Here is a 14,974-nt window from a genome sequence, read left to right as displayed (position 1 = left end):
TTTTAAATGTTATCATGCCGCGCTTTAATTTTGTTTCTAGTAACTTGTACATTTGTAGATGCTATTGAGCGTATTACTTCATTTAAAAGTGATATTATTGTTCATGATGATGCAACTTTAACCGTACAAGAATGTATAGAATGTATCAGTGAAAATGAAAAAATTGTCCATGGGCTGGTGCGAGAATTTCCTACAAAATATTATGACTCATATGGAATCAAGCATAATGTTGATTTTAATATACAATCAATTACGCATAATGGTTATTTGACTACATATACTACAGAGCGAATTTTAAATGGTGTAAAGATATATATTGGAGATAAAAATATAAAAATACCGATGGGTAGGCATACGTACGTTATTACCTACAAAACAGCTCGTCAGCTTGGTTTTTTTATGAATCATGATGAGTTGTATTGGAATGTGACTGGTTGTGGATGGCGCTTGCCAATAGATAAAGCACAAGCAACTGTATTTTTACCTTATAATATTTTAGCTGACACCATAAGCGTTCAAGCATATACTGGATATGATGGGCAGCAAGGTGAAAATTATGATTATCGTATCCAAGGTAATTCTATTGATTTTTCTACGATAAATGGACTACATCCATTTCAAGGATTAACGATTGTTGTTACATTTCCTAAAGGATTTGTTAAAGAGCCGTCATGGAATCAAAAAATATATTGGATGCTGAGTGATAATATTATCTTGTTAGTAATAGGGATATTATTACTTTTTTTGTTGTACCTTTTGCTTCTAGCAGTTATTACATTAAAACATAAAAATAAGCCGGGTTTAGTCATTCCACTCTACTATCCTCCTGTAGACATGACACCTAGTAGTATTGGTTTTATGACTAACATGAAGTTTAATCCTTTATTGCTATCTGCTGATATTATTGATTTAGCGGTTCATAATTTTATTACGATTACCTATAATGCACCCAAATTATTTGCAAGCGGAACTTATACGTTAAAACGTAAAGAATCTTTAGATAATTTGCGTGTTTCTACAAAAATAAATACATATCACTTGTCATTGCTTGTAGCATTGTTTGGTAAAAAAGAAAAATTAATTATATCAAAAGAATATAATCCTAAAATTGCAAAAGCTTTAAAGGTATGCCAAAAAAATATAGCTCCGCATCATAATGCATATATTACAACGCTTACTGTTATTTCATGGAGATCTGTATTGACCTGCTTAGCCTTAGTGGGAATTGTTTTTTTATTTTTCTATGATTCGATGAGCTTGGTAGAAGACATAGTCCCAACAATTGTGCTTATGTTCTTTTTTAAAATTTTCACTGACGGTCCATTTAAAATTTATACTGCTGCAGGAAGAAAAAAACAAGATGCAATTGATGGTTTTAAACAATATCTCATGGTTTCTGAAGTTGAACGTATAAATCTTATTGGAACTCCACCAATAAGAACGCCTGAATTATATGAAAAATATTTACCTTACGCAATTGCTCTTGGAATTGAAAAACAATGGACAGCTCAGTTTTCAAGCTTATTTAAAAAAATTGGAAAGCAAGGTGAAGCAAATTATATGCCGGTTTGGTATCGTGGAAGAATGTTTAAAGCAAATCACTTTGGTTCTAATTTCACACAAGGATTTTCAAGAGCAATAAGTGCATCTTCAACAGCACCAGGAAAAGCTTCTGGATCAAATGGACAGGGAAGATCTGGAGGAGGAGGCGGTGGCGGAGGTGGTGGTGGTTGGTAAATTATGTATTTTAATTAAGAAAGAAATTGAGAATGAATTTAAAATTAATTATTATTTTTTCTATTTTGCTTAGTCATAATGTAATCACGCAAGCTGCGCGATTTGAAAAAACAAGAGAAGAGGAGATTAAAGAAGTTGTTATAACATTTCATCAAAATCATCCTGATCGAAGCATAGAAGATTTGTATGTTGAAATTGAAGATTATGGAGTAGGCCCTCAGTTTATACCATTTAATTCATTGATTGGACAAGAACATGTACTTGTTGATCAAGGAGAATATCTTGTCAAATATAATTTGATACCAGATATGATTGCTACTTTTAATCAACTTAAAATTATGATGGATATTCCTGAAGAAGTCGAATTGTGGATGGAAAATAGTGATCTTGATAAAACAGCTCATTATAATGCTATTTATCGTCGTATTGAAGTTTTTCCATCATTGTTTACACATGTTCCTTCTGAAAGAATATTTATATTGATACATGAATTAACTCATGTGTTACAGCATAAGCAAGAAGGGCTGTTAATTTTTAATAAACCAACTGAAAAAAAAGCTTTTGAATATGAATATGAAGCAGATTCTACTGCAGCAAAAGCAATTTCTTGTCCTGTTTGTTTTGAGATGATTATAGATCAGGCTTTTTTAGGTAAGGAATATTATAAAAATAATTTACTTTATGACCAAGGTTATTTATCTTGGCAAAATTTGCAAAAATATAAACATCAAAAATTATGGAAAGATACTTGTAGCGTCCATATTACAGATATTAAAGTAAATAAAGAATTGCGATTATTAACACAGTCAAAAAAAAGACGAATGCATAAAAAAGAAAAACAGTGTGAACACTCTTTAAAATTAGATTTTCAAGCTTCAAGATTAATGCAAGGTCGGTTATCTACAGTTAAATTTGATTCGTAGTTAATGTTTACAAAATGTTTAAAGAGGTAAATTTAGTTAAAAATCAAGAGTTATTGATATTCTAACTTAGAAATATTTTTATAAAGATTGAGACATTGATTTAGAGATTAAACCAGTATTTTAAAAAATGATTAATTTTATGAAAAATTAAGAAATGGTGTGCCCTATCGGACTATTTCCGCAACTTAATTATAGACGCCGGCACGATGTTTGCAATTAAACAATTCGTATCGGCGCGCCATAATTTAAATAACTGATAATTTTTTCTGCATATATTTCATCTATTTCGCGTTATTTCTGTGTAAGTTGGTCATTTGCAATTTTAATGGCTTGTTGTACATCGATTAGACTTAGGATATCAAGGATTGCCTGCAGGTAACCCTGAAAAACAGATTATTCCTTATAAAAAGTCAAATGGAAAAGCGCTAAATCATTTATTAAAGCAATTTAATCATCGGCATAGTAAACTTAGAATAATTGTTGAAAAATGTTTTTTCGCGAATGAAAAAATTTAAAATATTGAAGAACACATACAGAAGTTCGTCTAAATCGTACAATCAAGTATTTAGAAAAGTGGGTGCATTATTGAATTTTAGACTACAAAATCCAGCATAAAAAACTGATAAAACAGACTTTCTTAATCTGTTTTATCAGTTTTTAAAATTTACTTGAATTACGCATAAGGTCTATTGTTTGTCCAATAAAGATCTTAACATCCAAACTGTTTTTTCATGCTTCATAAGCAAATCTTCTAGCATGTTAATCGAACCAAAATCATCTGTATCTGCTTGTAAAGCTTTAATTGCATCACGATACTCAGCAACTTGATACTCATACTGCTCAAATAATCTTCTAATCATTTGATTTGGTGCAGGAATCTCACCTTTATCTTCTTTTAATGTTGCTACTTTGATCATGGCATCCATTGAACCTAATGCAACACCCTCAACAACTCTTACTCTTTCTGCTAAAAGATCTAAATAACCAAACAACTCATTGTATTGCTTATCAAATAATAAATGATAATCGTGAAATTCTTTTCCTGTAACATTCCAATGATAATTTAATGTCTGAATTAAAAGTACTGATGTATTTGCTAATAATTTATTTAAGTAACCAGCAATGAATTCTTGTTGTTTCTGTTTCATATAAAATAATTCCGTATAGTTTAAAAACTTAATTTTGCAACACATTACAACTTATGATGACAGATAGATGAGTTTAAAAGCAATAGTTTACAATAAAAACAAAACATAATAATAATAACAAAGAAAACTCATAATAAATTTCAAAGAGAATACCAACAACCTCATAAAACTATAAAAAACTCATGATATGAGAAATCTATTTTATTGTAATTGCAGCAATTTATATTTTTTCAAAAGCATTAATTTTGATTAGAAGTATCATGCAATATTAAAATTGAATAATGTTTACAAATGAAAAAGGAAGTAATTATGAAATATTCTAAAAAATACTTATTTATTTATGTATTATTTAGTATGGATTCCAAAATATAGAAAAAAAATTTTGACAGGCGAAGTAAAAGATCGACTGGAAGTGTTGTTTCGTCAATGTGCAGAAATAAATGAATGGACAATAGAAGAGTTAAATATTCAAGAAGATCATGTGCATATGCTGATAGGTTTAAAGCCAAGTATAAGTGTAAGTAGAACCGTCCAATTTTTAAAAGGGGGCTCTAGTAGATTTATTAGAAAGGAATATCCAGAATTAGAAGAATTTCTTTGGGGAGATAGTTTTTGGAGCGATGGATATTTTGCTGAAACGGTTGAAAGAGTTAGTGAAGATAAAATTCGTAACTATATCCAAAATCAATAAATAAAAAATCAAAATTATCGTGAAATTCCTGCTTTTAAGCCGGTGAGCGCTTCACTAGGATAATTTTTAACCGGAAGGTTGTAATAAATGGTGTGCCCGGCGGGGCTCGAACCTGCGACCTACGGATTAGAAATCCGTTGCTCTATCCAACTGAGCTACGAGCACACAAATAGTAACGATGTTACTTTATAATTATATAGCATGAGTCTTGTTTATACAAGATTTTTTTATAGAACTTTCTTTTCATGTATATAAATTAAAAATCATTTGATATATACGTCATAAAGAATAGTGAAATCTATTTTAAAATTTTCATGTAGAAAAGATTGTTTTTAGGGTATTATAATAAAGAAGTTATATAAATTTCAATAACAATAAAAAATTATTGTTAAAAAATATAAAATTTTATTTTTTAATTACAAAGATGTAGACCATATGAAAAACCCATTGTATTTACTAGAGTTTGGCCCAGTTATTGAACAAGTTTTAGAGCAAATTTCAGTACAAGAGCGACTCGAAAAAATTATACATGAGTACGCACAAGCATCTGGATTAGAAATTGATTCATGTGATATATTAACAGATTACATTGCAGTGACATTTTACTTGCATGAAGCAGTTGATGTTGATGCTGTTATTATTAACTTAAAAAAACATAGCAGTGAAGAGCTGGTTAAAGAGCTCCCAGAATTTAAAAAATTCATTGTTCATGATAGTTTATGGGAATATGGTTATAACATTGAAACTTTGTAATAAACATTAGATTACGTTGTAAATAATTTTACACAAATCACTTTCAATAGCATGTAATAAAAGAGATAGAAACTTATCACAAGTTCCTATCTCTTTTTTCTAGACTGTGTGAATCAAATTTAAAAATTAAGATACAGGCCTACAAAATCGCTGAGCTCATCTTGGCAAGCATGGAAGGCGCCGGCCACTTTACGTTTTTTTATCTAAAAAAAAGTAAATTAGGTATACACATCCTGCTAATCCCCGGAGTTTTTATAGAAAACGAAGGGCAAAGTTTATAACAAAAATTGGTTCATGCAATGTAGTAGTTAGATGCTTTTTTCTTTTTCCAAATGGTTGCTAACTGCTTGAAATCGCTTGCAATGGTCACACGATGAAGATGAAGCTGGAATTTTTTCTGATTGTAAGCAATGATACGCCGCTATAACTGCCGGCTCTACCCATGAACAATCACCTTTATATGGCAAAAGAGATACTTTAAAATTAAGGCGGTTGCTAAATTGTTCAGCTTGCGCATCTCCATTACAATATACAAAATAAGCTGTATCAGAAATGGTATACTGAGAATCTAAATTTGTACCAATTTGTTGGCGTAATAGCCATTGGTAGATTTCAATTTGTTGTTTGTAATCATCTTGCCAATCAGCATCAAGAGATACGTCTCCTTTTTTTGATGTCGCTTTGTAATCAACAACAATTAATTCATTGGTTGTTGGATTTATCCACAGATCATCAATGCCACCAGTTAGTACAATATTTGTTCCGTTAATTTGTGCTTGAACTCCTTCATATAATGAATTTCTCCATGATTCTAGCAGTGGGTGCTGAAATGGAATTGCATTAATGTTATTATCTATACAATAAGGATGAGCTTCTTGTTTTTGACGATATTCATCAAATTCTTTTTTTAAAAGGGCGTCAACAGCACTATTTAAACTAAATGGATAGCCTGGTACATGCCCAGTTCCTTTTTTTCGATCAATGAAAAAACATCGCTGACAATTTAAAAAATCTTTTAACTTAGAGCGACTGAGTTTAAATGATTCTGTTGATGAACTATCATACAGATTACGAGATCGTTGAGAGTTGTAATAGCTTGTATGAGGTTTTTTATTTCTTATGTTATCGACAACTTTTAGTGCGCAGGTAAGAACAACTTGATCGACAGGAGTTATGATTGCAGTTTGAGTATCAGCTTTTCTTTTTTTGGTATAGATTTGCTGCGCACTTTTTTCTGATGTGCATAAAAAATTAGATAAAGATATGAGCAGTGTGAGCATGATATATTTGTTGAGCATGAATGGTTCCTTGTACATGGTATAATAATAAAACATACTCAGAGTAATTTGTTTCTACATAATTTACAAATCAAAAGGCCTGGTTATTTGTAACCAGGCCTTTTGATATTATATCATTGAGATAATTTTATAAGCTTTTGATATTTTGTTTTGATTTAAGATGAGAAAGGTACATCATATTTTGACGAACACAATGTACAAGTTCGCCAACTTTCGAAATTTTTAATACTTTATCAGCACATTTTTCTTTGTTAAGTTCCCACCACGCTTTAATACGATAAACAGGTTCTTTAAAATTATCCATACCTAATCGAAATGTTCCCCAATGCATAGGAACAAACCAACGTGCGTTCAGGTGCAAAAAACCATCTCCAGCTTCTTCGGCGTTAACGTGAGACTCTTTCATATGTTCACGAGGTTCGCTTGGACCGATAGGCATAATCGCAACATCAATAGATTTAAAGAAGTGACCAATAACTTTAAAATGTTTACTCCAGGCCGTATCACCTGCAAAATAAACTTTAAAGCCATTATGTTCGATCATCCAGCTACCCCAGAGCGATTTGTTTTTATCAAACATACCACGTTGAGACCAATGTTTAGCAGGTAGAAAGGTGAATGTTAGGCCGTCTTGTTCAAATGTATCCCACCACATATATTCACAAGTATCAATAAATCCGCGAGCATCAAACCATGCTTTATCGCCCATAGGAACAAGCATCTTAACGTGAGGATTGTATCGTTTAATATCAAATAAACTGGTAGCATCCATGTGATCAGGATGATTGTGCGATAAAATAACATAATCAATTCTTGGAAGATCGTTTGTTGCAATTTGATGTGGAATAATTCTTGAAATAATGCCTGATACGCTACCAAAGATAGGATCAGTTAAAATGTTTTTACCGCCAACTTGAATAAGAAATGTTGAGTGTCCAAGCCATGTGAAAATTGGCTCATGAGATTGTTCTGGATATGATGGCTTTACAATCCATTGGGCAGCTTCGCTTCCAATAGGTGCAAAATAATCGCGATAAAGCGTTTTAAAGAAAACTGAGATTGTTGATAAAAACCAACGAGGACGTTCTTGATCCTCTTGATAAAATCGACCATTTTTTTTTTGAGGATAAAAACGTTTCATAGACTCTTTAAATCTCTTGGTAAAAAATACCCCTATCCAGACTTTAATATCATAGATAGGGGAAATGGAGGTTACATTTATATTCTTTTATTCAATAGGTAAGATAGATTATATCACAACAACTAGAATTGGATATGTAATAAGTATACTTGAGGATTATATAAAAATCAAATGCATTAGATTACTTCTGTTCTTCATACTTTATTACAAAAACAGGGCATTCTTTAACTGATTGTTCAATAAGCTCATTATTTTCCATCTGATCAAAGCCTTCTTTTATATGTGAAATATCAGTTACTTCAAAAACTTTTGGAGCAATAAATTCACACATGCCGCAAGTTATGCAACCAGGTTCAATCGATAGTTTTTTCATGGAGCTCCTTATGATGATATACCTATATAATTTTATAATACGATGATACTTCTTGAAATGCAATATCAGTTCTATTAAATTTTGCCTTAAGATCTATTTTTTGTACGCAGAGTTTGCGATGCAAATAGGTAGAGTAAAGGATCTATTCTTTTTCCATCTTTATATATTTCAAAATGCAAATGAGATGGATCACTTGTACTATGTTTTGCAATAACATGGCCTGTAGCACCGACTGTGCCGATTTTTTCATTACGTTTTACTGCAACTTTTTTTCCGGATTGAACTTGATTGTATATTTTTTTTTCAATGGTATCAAGGTGAGCGTATCGTGTTTGATACGTATGTTTTTTATGTTCATGTTCAATAAGAATCATGTTTCCATAGCCGTTTTTAGCATTACTTTTTTCAGCTTTCATGATATATCCATCTGCTGCTGCAACAACATCAGTTCCTTTGAGCGCTGCAAAATCTACACCTGCATGAAAACCTGTTCCTCGTTTACCATACAAGGAGCTTACCCAGCATTCACATTGCTTTACAGGAAAAGAAAAATTTATTTTTTCTTGTACGTATGGAGCAAGTAATGATACGTATCGTTCTTGTTGTCGAATAATTGATTTGTCTGGTATACATAATTTGTCAGCTCGTAAGTTAGTTGATACTGCAAAATATACTAATATTGTAAAAAAATTGTATTTAAATTTGTTCATGTGTTTCCCCCTATTTATTCATATTTTATCACAAATAGAAAACATGTTTCAATGAAGTTGCGTAAATGAGCTCAAGATACTGCTTGGTAACTTATAAAAATGTAGAAACTCTATTGATTATATTTATAAAAATAAGGTAACGTCATGAAAATACAAATACAAAAGGGGCGCATATGAATATAAAAGATATTGCAATGAAGATAAGTATAATTTTTTTGCTGGTAAGTGGTGTTGCCTATGCAGGGTTTAAAATTTTACAAATGATAAAATTTAATACTATTGTTTCATTAACCGTGGCCAAAGGACCATTTAAAGGTGTTAATTTTAAGCTCATGGATTATCAAGTTTCTATCAATGACTTACAGTATCAGCAAAATTTTTGGGATTCACCTTTAGGTCAATCGATATTTAATCAATTGTCTTCAACATTGCAGACTGTTGTCAGAGCAGGTTCACATTATGTAAATATTGAATTTGATATGAATTTTTTAGGTTTGTGGCATAAACATTATGATATTCATGATGCTGTTAGGTCAAATAGGTAAATCAGGCAGTTTTTTGGTATTGATGATGTATTTGTATTCGATTATATTTTGTAGTAATTTGTATAAAAGATCTATTAAAAAATCTAGGCTGTGTGAACCAAATTTACATGTGGATAAAAACCTACTATATCGCTCAGCTCAGCTCAGGAAACATGGGCGGCGGTTGCCACTTTACGCTTTTTGATCTGAAAAAGAGTGTATGAGACCCACCGGCTAGCAAAATTTGGGAGTTTTATAGAAAGTGTAGGGCAAAAATCTCTTGTAAAAATTTAGTTCACGAGACCTGAAAACATAGTGGATTAAGTAAAAAATCTTCTTATCTGTATTATTATATATCTTATATTATCGAATAATAAAATAACTATCATATGAAAAATATTAAAAAATTTGTGCTGTTATTTGTTGTTTTTTTTCCATTCATAACAGTATGTATGCAAGATTGTACTCATAATCAAACGGGTGCAGACGTTTTACAAAAAGATTTTATGGTATGCAAAGAATTATGGTCAGATTTTCAAAGGGATTTTGATTTTTTGCATGAACATAGGCTTGTAGATATTCATGAGCAAAAAAATTGTTTTCATAATTTTTTACAAGATGCATTTGAAAAAAATAGCCAAGAAGATGAAGTAGATATTGGTAGAGTGCATATAGATATATTAGATTTTTTATGGAATTGTGTAAAAATTCCTTTTTATAATGTTCTTAATGAAGAGTCAAAAAAACAAACAACTGAGATAGATAAGATTGATGATCCGGTATTTTTATATGTTATGCATCATAGTAAATCATACTTCTCATTACGAATTAAAGAGATTATTAATATATTAGATAATGATCTTTGTCCTCCACCTTTAATTATGGCAAGTTGTCTTGGAAACATAGAAATGGTCAAATTATTACATGATTTTGGTGCAGATGTTACTATTATAACAGCTAAACAGGAGATACCATTTTTTTGCGCAATTAAAAATAATCGTGTAGAGGTTGCAAAATTTTTAATAGATCATGGATCAGATATAAATGCAATTCATCCTTTTCATGGGTTGACTGCATTGCAGTTTGCAATCATAAAAAATTCCTGTTTTTCTTTAAAAAACAGTGTAAGCGATATGCTGAGCATGTTGCTGAAAAAAGGAGCTGATGTTAATAAACAGAGTGCATATAACCAAAGCCCTTTGCACTATGCTGTTTTGCATCATCATCCTGAAGTTGTTCAGCTTTTGATTGATGAAGGTGCAAATTTAGAAGCTTTATCAGGTAATGAAATAACTCCTATTCAGTTATTTCAGGAAATTGAAAATATTGTTGCTGGAGCTTTGCCTAAATTGTATCTGTGTATGCAGCTTGAAGAGATAATAGCTTCTATTATTTTTATTTTGAAAGAATTACGGAAAGATCCGTCTTTTGATTATTCTCAGTTACAAAAAACAAATATTGTAAGTCTTAAGTATCTGATCTATTTATTAGAATCATTTGATAATCAACATAATTCACAGATTTTTCCATTTGCTCATGATAATAATCTGCAAGTTGCATTATATAATGAAATTAAGCAAAATTTTGAAAGTATATTGCAGCAAGAGTTACAATCTGAACAAAATAAACAAAAAATAGAAATATTAGCAACAGATACAATTGTAAAAAAAACATGTGCAGTAATACAACAACTATTTCAGTCTTTCAAGCATCATGCAGAAGCAAAAATTCTCAAAATTTTATTACAAAATAAACAAATAATAGAAATGTTAGTAACGGCTGAAATTGCAAAAAAAGCATGTGTAATAATACAAGAACTATCTCAGCAATTTCAGTTTCATGAAGAAGACGAATTTTTTAAAAATTCATTTGCATTAAATAATGAATCAATTTTAGAAATATCTCGACTTCGTTATATTTTTAATAAGGAAAGAAAAAAATATATAAGTGCTCAAAGATATAAACATTTTGAAAATCAGCTTAAAAAAGATTGGCGATGATTAAAAAAATTTAAATATTCAATAAAATTTTTCTCTGGAACGAAAATAGTCATTGCCACTCTAAACTTTTTCAGTTCAAAAAAAGTGTATCAGAAAAACATACATCACGATTGCAGGAGTTTTTATAGAAAGCTTGGGGCCAATCTGTAGAGTTAAAATTTAGTTTATATAACTTGGATACTAATTTTAACTGCTAGCATCGTGATGAAAAACATACAGCCATTTGCAAGAGCAATTGATCCTGCTATTGAGCTGTTATAATGATGAGCTATGATAAATCCAATACCTACTCCTACTATTGAAAGTAAGCAGCTTGCAATAATCATTTCATCAAGTTTTTTTGTTATGAGGTATGCAGTGGCTGGTGGAGTAATGATAAACGATATAACTAAAATTGTGCCGGTAGTTTGAAACGCATTGATAATAGTAATGCTTGTTATAATCATAAGAGAATAATGGAACCATGATGCGTTGTAGTCAATAGTTGTTGCATAAGCAGGGTCAAAAGTTGTTATTTTTAATTCTTTATAAAAATAGTATACGTACAAGATATTTATAATTGTAATGCAACTCATTGTTGCTAGTGCTACAGGTCCGCAATCATATCCCAAAATGTAGATGCGATGGAATGGTGCAAATGCAAGCTCTCCTAAAATAATTGCATCAGTATCAAGGTGTACATTATTTGCATATTGATTAATAAGCAGAACAGCGCAAGAAAAAAGAAACGGAAATAATAATCCAATAGCTGTGTCTTGATACATTCGGCCTGTTATAGTTAAATATTCAGTAATTATAACGCTTATGATGCCTGTTCCAACAGCTCCCATAAAAATATAGGGTGAGTTGATATCTTGTATGATTAAAAACATCACAACAATACCAAATAAAATAGCATGACTTAAAGCATCGCTTATCAAAGCATTGCCTCGTAACAGCAAAAAATTTCCAGGCAATGCGCATGCAACTGCTGTTACCATGGTAAGAATAATCAGTTGTAAGTATATAAAAATCATAAAGGCCTTTGTCTGATGATTTGATCACTGCTATCTATGGGATAAGAGCATTGATAAACAGGTAATAATTGTTGCAATAATTACAATAATGGGCCCTGTTGGCAAGTGAGGAGCAAGGCAGCTGATATAGGTCCCCGTTGATGTTGCCAGCAAGCTTAATCCAATACTCAGAAAAACAGTTGTATGCAGGCAGGTAGTCCATTGACGTGCTGCAAGTGCAGGAGCAATTAAAAATGAACTGATTAAAATAAGACCAACTGTTTGCAATCCAACAATAATGGTTAAGACCAGCAAAATCGTTAAAATTGTCGTAATTTTTTTTACGGGAATGCCTATTGATGCAGCGTATTCTTTATCAAATGTAATAAGCGTTAGTTCTTTCCATAGCAAGGCAACAGTTACGATAACGATGAGAGTAATGCAACTGAGAATCACAATGTCATGATTTAAGATCGTTGCAGCTTGTCCAAAAAGAAATTTATCAATCCCTGCTTGGTGGGCATGAGGAAGTTTTTGAATCATGGTTAAAAAAATAGTCCCAAGAGCAAAAAAAGTTGATAAAACAATACCAAGGGCTCCATCTTGCTGTAAGCAAGTGTGCCTTGTTATTAAAGTTACGCACACAGCTCCAATAAATCCTGATAAGCCAGCTCCGCATAACAACCAAAAATATGATTGTTGATGCATGATTAAAAACATTCCTGTTAAGCCTGGTAGGGTTGCATGAGCTATCGTATCACCTAAAAGACTTTGTCTATTTAAGAGCGTAAAACACCCTAATATTCCGGTTGTAATACCTACTAAGCCAGTACCAATTAAAATTTTATAAAATGTATAATCAAGTGTCATGAAAAATCAGACGATACTAATGATGTTGTATCAATATAATGAGGAAATGTTTTTTGTATGTTGTAACTCGTCATAACATCTGCTGTTGGGCCACATGCTATGATAGTTTTATTGATAAACATAACAGTGTCAAAATGTCTTTTAACGGTTAAAAGATCATGGTGCACGACAATGATAGTTTTATTACGTTGTGTAAGTTGTTTGAATAGATTAAAAACTATAGTTTCTGTCGTGGCATCTACTCCAACAAATGGCTCATCTAAAAGATATATTTCTGCATCTTGAACTAATGCTCGAGCGATAAAAAGTCGCTGTTGTTGGCCACCAGAAAGTTCTTTAATTGCTGTGTTTGCGTATTCCATCATGCCTACTTGAGCAAGTGCTTGTAATGCTAATTCTCTTTCTTTTTTTCCAGGAGATTGGCAAAAACGTAATTGACCGTAAGACCCCATGATGACGACATCAAGGCTTGTTGCCGGAAAATTCCAATCAACGCACGATCGTTGTGAAATATAAGCTATTTTTTTAGATGATCCTTCTTTCAGTTGATTTGCAATAAAAATAGTCCCCTTTGTAGGAGTAATAAGCCCCATAATAGAACGTATAAGGGTTGTCTTACCGCTTCCGTTAGGTCCAATAATCGCAACAAGTTTACCGGTAGGTATAGAAAATTCTATATCATGCAGAGCAATTGTTTGCTGAAAAGCAACTGAAAGATTGGTAACAACAAGAGCATATTTCATGAAAAATTTGATCTAAGTAAAGGTTTGAAAATCAGCTGTAACTACCTATAGAATACTGTTTTTTTATAAAAGAGTTAACTTGTTATTGCAATGCGCTGACAATTGTTTGCATGTTATGCATGATCATATCGATATATGTTGCTCCTTGGCTACCTTTGCAGCCAAGTGCATCAGAATAGAGTTGCCCTCCAAGGTTAACATGATAACCGTATGCAGCAACGCCTTCCTGAATTGCCAGGATATTTTTTATGGGAATGCTGGATTCGATAAAAATTGCTGGAATTTTTTGGGTATAAATTAATTGAATAATTTCTTGTACATCGTATGCTCCAGGAGAACTTTCCGTACTAATGCCTTGCAGAGCAACTACTTTACACCCATAAAGCCTGCCAAAATATGAAAAAGCATCATGAGCAGTTATTAAAACTCTTTTTTCTATGGGAATAGTAGACATCATCTGTTGACTCTGTTGTAAAGCTGTTTCAAGTCTTTGTAGATAATTAATTTTGTTTTGCCTGTAGAGATCAGCATGCTCAGGGATTTTTACAATCAATGCTTGGTAGACAGTTTCAACAGCGTTCATCCATAATGATATATCAAACCAAACATGCGGATCATAGATAGTTTGATAACCCATGACTGGTAATAAAAGGTTGGTCGGAATATCTTGAGTGACTGCTACAGTAGTTTGATGTTTTGCTAAAATTTCAAAAAGTTCTCCCATTTTTGCTTCTAAATGAAGACCGTTATAAAAAATAATATCAGCAGATGCTATTTTGAAAATATCACTTTCTACAGGTTTATAAAGATGAGGATCAATTCCTGGTCCCATTAAAGCAACAAGTTCTACGGTATCTTTGCAAATATTTTTTACAGTATCATGAATTATCGTTGTTGTGCAGACAATGTATGGTTTTGTTTTTGTATAAGTCGATAAGCTTATTTGATAGATGAGGATTGCATAGATAATCGTAATAAGCGTCAGAAAAATAAAAATAATAGATTTGAATTTCATAATTTTTTTCGCAGATGATCACAGCGGTGTCGTAGATTTTTATACTTTTTTTA

The 14,974-nt window shown here is 31.6% G+C and carries 15 protein-coding genes and 1 tRNA gene; 6 read left to right on the top strand and 10 right to left on the bottom strand.

Annotation, left to right across the window (positions count from 1 at the left end):
* The first annotated feature begins 6 nt into the window (after window positions 1-6).
* A complete protein-coding gene (locus C0J27_RS02350) occupies window positions 7-1,737 on the top strand; it encodes a DUF2207 domain-containing protein (protein ID WP_115585591.1) in 1,731 nt (576 codons plus the stop codon).
* Window positions 1,738-1,769: 32 nt separating this feature from the next.
* Window positions 1,770-2,660, top strand: a complete 891-nt coding sequence (locus C0J27_RS02345; RefSeq protein ID WP_115585590.1) for a hypothetical protein — start codon at window positions 1,770-1,772, stop codon at window positions 2,658-2,660.
* Between the two features lie 686 nt (window positions 2,661-3,346).
* On the opposite strand, the gene C0J27_RS02340 is transcribed toward C0J27_RS02345, so the two are convergent.
* A complete protein-coding gene (locus C0J27_RS02340) occupies window positions 3,347-3,808 on the bottom strand; it encodes a Dps family protein (protein WP_162801736.1) in 462 nt (153 codons plus the stop codon).
* A gap of 316 nt (window positions 3,809-4,124) precedes the next feature.
* On the opposite strand from C0J27_RS02340, the gene tnpA reads away from it, so the two are divergent.
* Window positions 4,125-4,499: an IS200/IS605 family transposase gene (tnpA, locus tag C0J27_RS02335; RefSeq protein WP_286206277.1), complete on the top strand. Its 375-nt coding sequence runs from the start codon at window positions 4,125-4,127 to the stop codon at window positions 4,497-4,499.
* 88 nt (window positions 4,500-4,587) lie between these two features.
* On the opposite strand, the gene C0J27_RS02330 is transcribed toward tnpA, so the two are convergent.
* A tRNA-Arg gene (locus tag C0J27_RS02330) sits at window positions 4,588-4,664 on the bottom strand.
* Window positions 4,665-4,934: 270 nt separating this feature from the next.
* On the opposite strand from C0J27_RS02330, the gene C0J27_RS02325 reads away from it, so the two are divergent.
* Complete coding sequence (locus C0J27_RS02325; protein ID WP_115585587.1) at window positions 4,935-5,252, top strand: transposase; 318 nt, start codon at window positions 4,935-4,937, stop codon at window positions 5,250-5,252.
* A 308-nt stretch (window positions 5,253-5,560) separates the two neighbouring features.
* On the opposite strand, the gene C0J27_RS02320 is transcribed toward C0J27_RS02325, so the two are convergent.
* The 4 genes from C0J27_RS02320 to C0J27_RS02305 form a co-directional block, all read right to left on the bottom strand.
* Window positions 5,561-6,550 (bottom strand): PD-(D/E)XK nuclease family protein, encoded by a 990-nt coding sequence (locus C0J27_RS02320; RefSeq protein WP_252120583.1) that lies wholly within the window; start codon window positions 6,548-6,550, stop codon window positions 5,561-5,563.
* Between the two features lie 127 nt (window positions 6,551-6,677).
* The gene (locus C0J27_RS02315) at window positions 6,678-7,691 is read right to left on the bottom strand and encodes an MBL fold metallo-hydrolase (protein ID WP_115585586.1); all 1,014 of its coding nucleotides are present in this window, start codon (window positions 7,689-7,691) and stop codon (window positions 6,678-6,680) included.
* Between the two features lie 181 nt (window positions 7,692-7,872).
* Window positions 7,873-8,064, bottom strand: coding sequence for a ferredoxin (locus C0J27_RS02310; RefSeq protein WP_115585585.1), 192 nt, complete (start codon window positions 8,062-8,064; stop codon window positions 7,873-7,875).
* 86 nt (window positions 8,065-8,150) lie between these two features.
* Window positions 8,151-8,774 (bottom strand): M23 family metallopeptidase, encoded by a 624-nt coding sequence (locus tag C0J27_RS02305; RefSeq protein WP_115585584.1) that lies wholly within the window; start codon window positions 8,772-8,774, stop codon window positions 8,151-8,153.
* A 173-nt stretch (window positions 8,775-8,947) separates the two neighbouring features.
* Between C0J27_RS02305 and C0J27_RS02300 the strand changes: the two genes are divergently transcribed.
* Together C0J27_RS02300 and C0J27_RS02295 are read left to right on the top strand one after the other, a co-directional pair.
* Window positions 8,948-9,319 carry a hypothetical protein gene (locus C0J27_RS02300; protein WP_115585583.1) on the top strand — a complete coding sequence of 124 codons (372 nt, stop codon included), beginning with the start codon at window positions 8,948-8,950 and terminating at the stop codon, window positions 9,317-9,319.
* A 368-nt stretch (window positions 9,320-9,687) separates the two neighbouring features.
* Entirely contained in the window at window positions 9,688-11,298 is a 1,611-nt protein-coding gene (locus C0J27_RS02295) for an ankyrin repeat domain-containing protein (RefSeq protein ID WP_115585582.1), read from the top strand.
* Window positions 11,299-11,462: 164 nt separating this feature from the next.
* Here C0J27_RS02295 and C0J27_RS02290 read toward each other — a convergent pair whose 3' ends face one another.
* The 4 genes from C0J27_RS02290 to C0J27_RS02275 form a co-directional block, all read right to left on the bottom strand.
* A complete protein-coding gene (locus tag C0J27_RS02290; RefSeq protein ID WP_115585581.1) occupies window positions 11,463-12,314 on the bottom strand; it encodes a metal ABC transporter permease in 852 nt (283 codons plus the stop codon).
* Window positions 12,315-12,344: 30 nt separating this feature from the next.
* Window positions 12,345-13,163 carry a metal ABC transporter permease gene (locus C0J27_RS02285; protein ID WP_115585580.1) on the bottom strand — a complete coding sequence of 273 codons (819 nt, stop codon included), beginning with the start codon at window positions 13,161-13,163 and terminating at the stop codon, window positions 12,345-12,347.
* A complete protein-coding gene (locus C0J27_RS02280) occupies window positions 13,160-13,906 on the bottom strand; it encodes a metal ABC transporter ATP-binding protein (RefSeq protein ID WP_115585579.1) in 747 nt (248 codons plus the stop codon). Before C0J27_RS02280 ends, C0J27_RS02285 begins: the two co-directional genes overlap by 4 nt.
* Before the next feature lie 82 nt (window positions 13,907-13,988).
* The gene (locus C0J27_RS02275) at window positions 13,989-14,921 is read right to left on the bottom strand and encodes a metal ABC transporter solute-binding protein, Zn/Mn family (RefSeq protein WP_115585578.1); all 933 of its coding nucleotides are present in this window, start codon (window positions 14,919-14,921) and stop codon (window positions 13,989-13,991) included.
* Window positions 14,922-14,974: the final 53 nt, after the last annotated feature.

This window comes from Candidatus Chromulinivorax destructor, from assembly GCF_003366055.1.
GTDB lineage: Bacteria > Babelota > Babeliae > Babelales > Chromulinivoraceae > Chromulinivorax > Chromulinivorax destructor.
The sequence above is the reverse complement of the archived record's forward strand: the minus strand, read 5'-3'. Positions and strand labels throughout refer to the sequence as shown.

What these genes read in the sequence shown, in the direction of transcription:
- C0J27_RS02315 (WP_115585586.1), bottom strand. Translation starts at nt 7,691, where the DNA reads ATGAAACGTTTTTATCCTCAAAAAAAAAATGGTCGATTTTATCAAGAG.
- C0J27_RS02320 (WP_252120583.1), bottom strand. Translation starts at nt 6,550, where the DNA reads ATGCTCAACAAATATATCATGCTCACACTGCTCATATCTTTATCTAAT.
- C0J27_RS02305 (WP_115585584.1), bottom strand. Translation starts at nt 8,774, where the DNA reads ATGAACAAATTTAAATACAATTTTTTTACAATATTAGTATATTTTGCA.
- C0J27_RS02325 (WP_115585587.1), top strand. Translation starts at nt 4,935, where the DNA reads ATGAAAAACCCATTGTATTTACTAGAGTTTGGCCCAGTTATTGAACAA.
- C0J27_RS02280 (WP_115585579.1), bottom strand. Translation starts at nt 13,906, where the DNA reads ATGAAATATGCTCTTGTTGTTACCAATCTTTCAGTTGCTTTTCAGCAA.
- C0J27_RS02295 (WP_115585582.1), top strand. Translation starts at nt 9,688, where the DNA reads ATGAAAAATATTAAAAAATTTGTGCTGTTATTTGTTGTTTTTTTTCCA.
- C0J27_RS02300 (WP_115585583.1), top strand. Translation starts at nt 8,948, where the DNA reads ATGAATATAAAAGATATTGCAATGAAGATAAGTATAATTTTTTTGCTG.
- C0J27_RS02345 (WP_115585590.1), top strand. Translation starts at nt 1,770, where the DNA reads ATGAATTTAAAATTAATTATTATTTTTTCTATTTTGCTTAGTCATAAT.
- C0J27_RS02310 (WP_115585585.1), bottom strand. Translation starts at nt 8,064, where the DNA reads ATGAAAAAACTATCGATTGAACCTGGTTGCATAACTTGCGGCATGTGT.
- C0J27_RS02290 (WP_115585581.1), bottom strand. Translation starts at nt 12,314, where the DNA reads ATGATTTTTATATACTTACAACTGATTATTCTTACCATGGTAACAGCA.
- C0J27_RS02275 (WP_115585578.1), bottom strand. Translation starts at nt 14,921, where the DNA reads ATGAAATTCAAATCTATTATTTTTATTTTTCTGACGCTTATTACGATT.
- C0J27_RS02340 (WP_162801736.1), bottom strand. Translation starts at nt 3,808, where the DNA reads ATGAAACAGAAACAACAAGAATTCATTGCTGGTTACTTAAATAAATTA.
- C0J27_RS02350 (WP_115585591.1), top strand. Translation starts at nt 7, where the DNA reads ATGTTATCATGCCGCGCTTTAATTTTGTTTCTAGTAACTTGTACATTT.
- C0J27_RS02285 (WP_115585580.1), bottom strand. Translation starts at nt 13,163, where the DNA reads ATGACACTTGATTATACATTTTATAAAATTTTAATTGGTACTGGCTTA.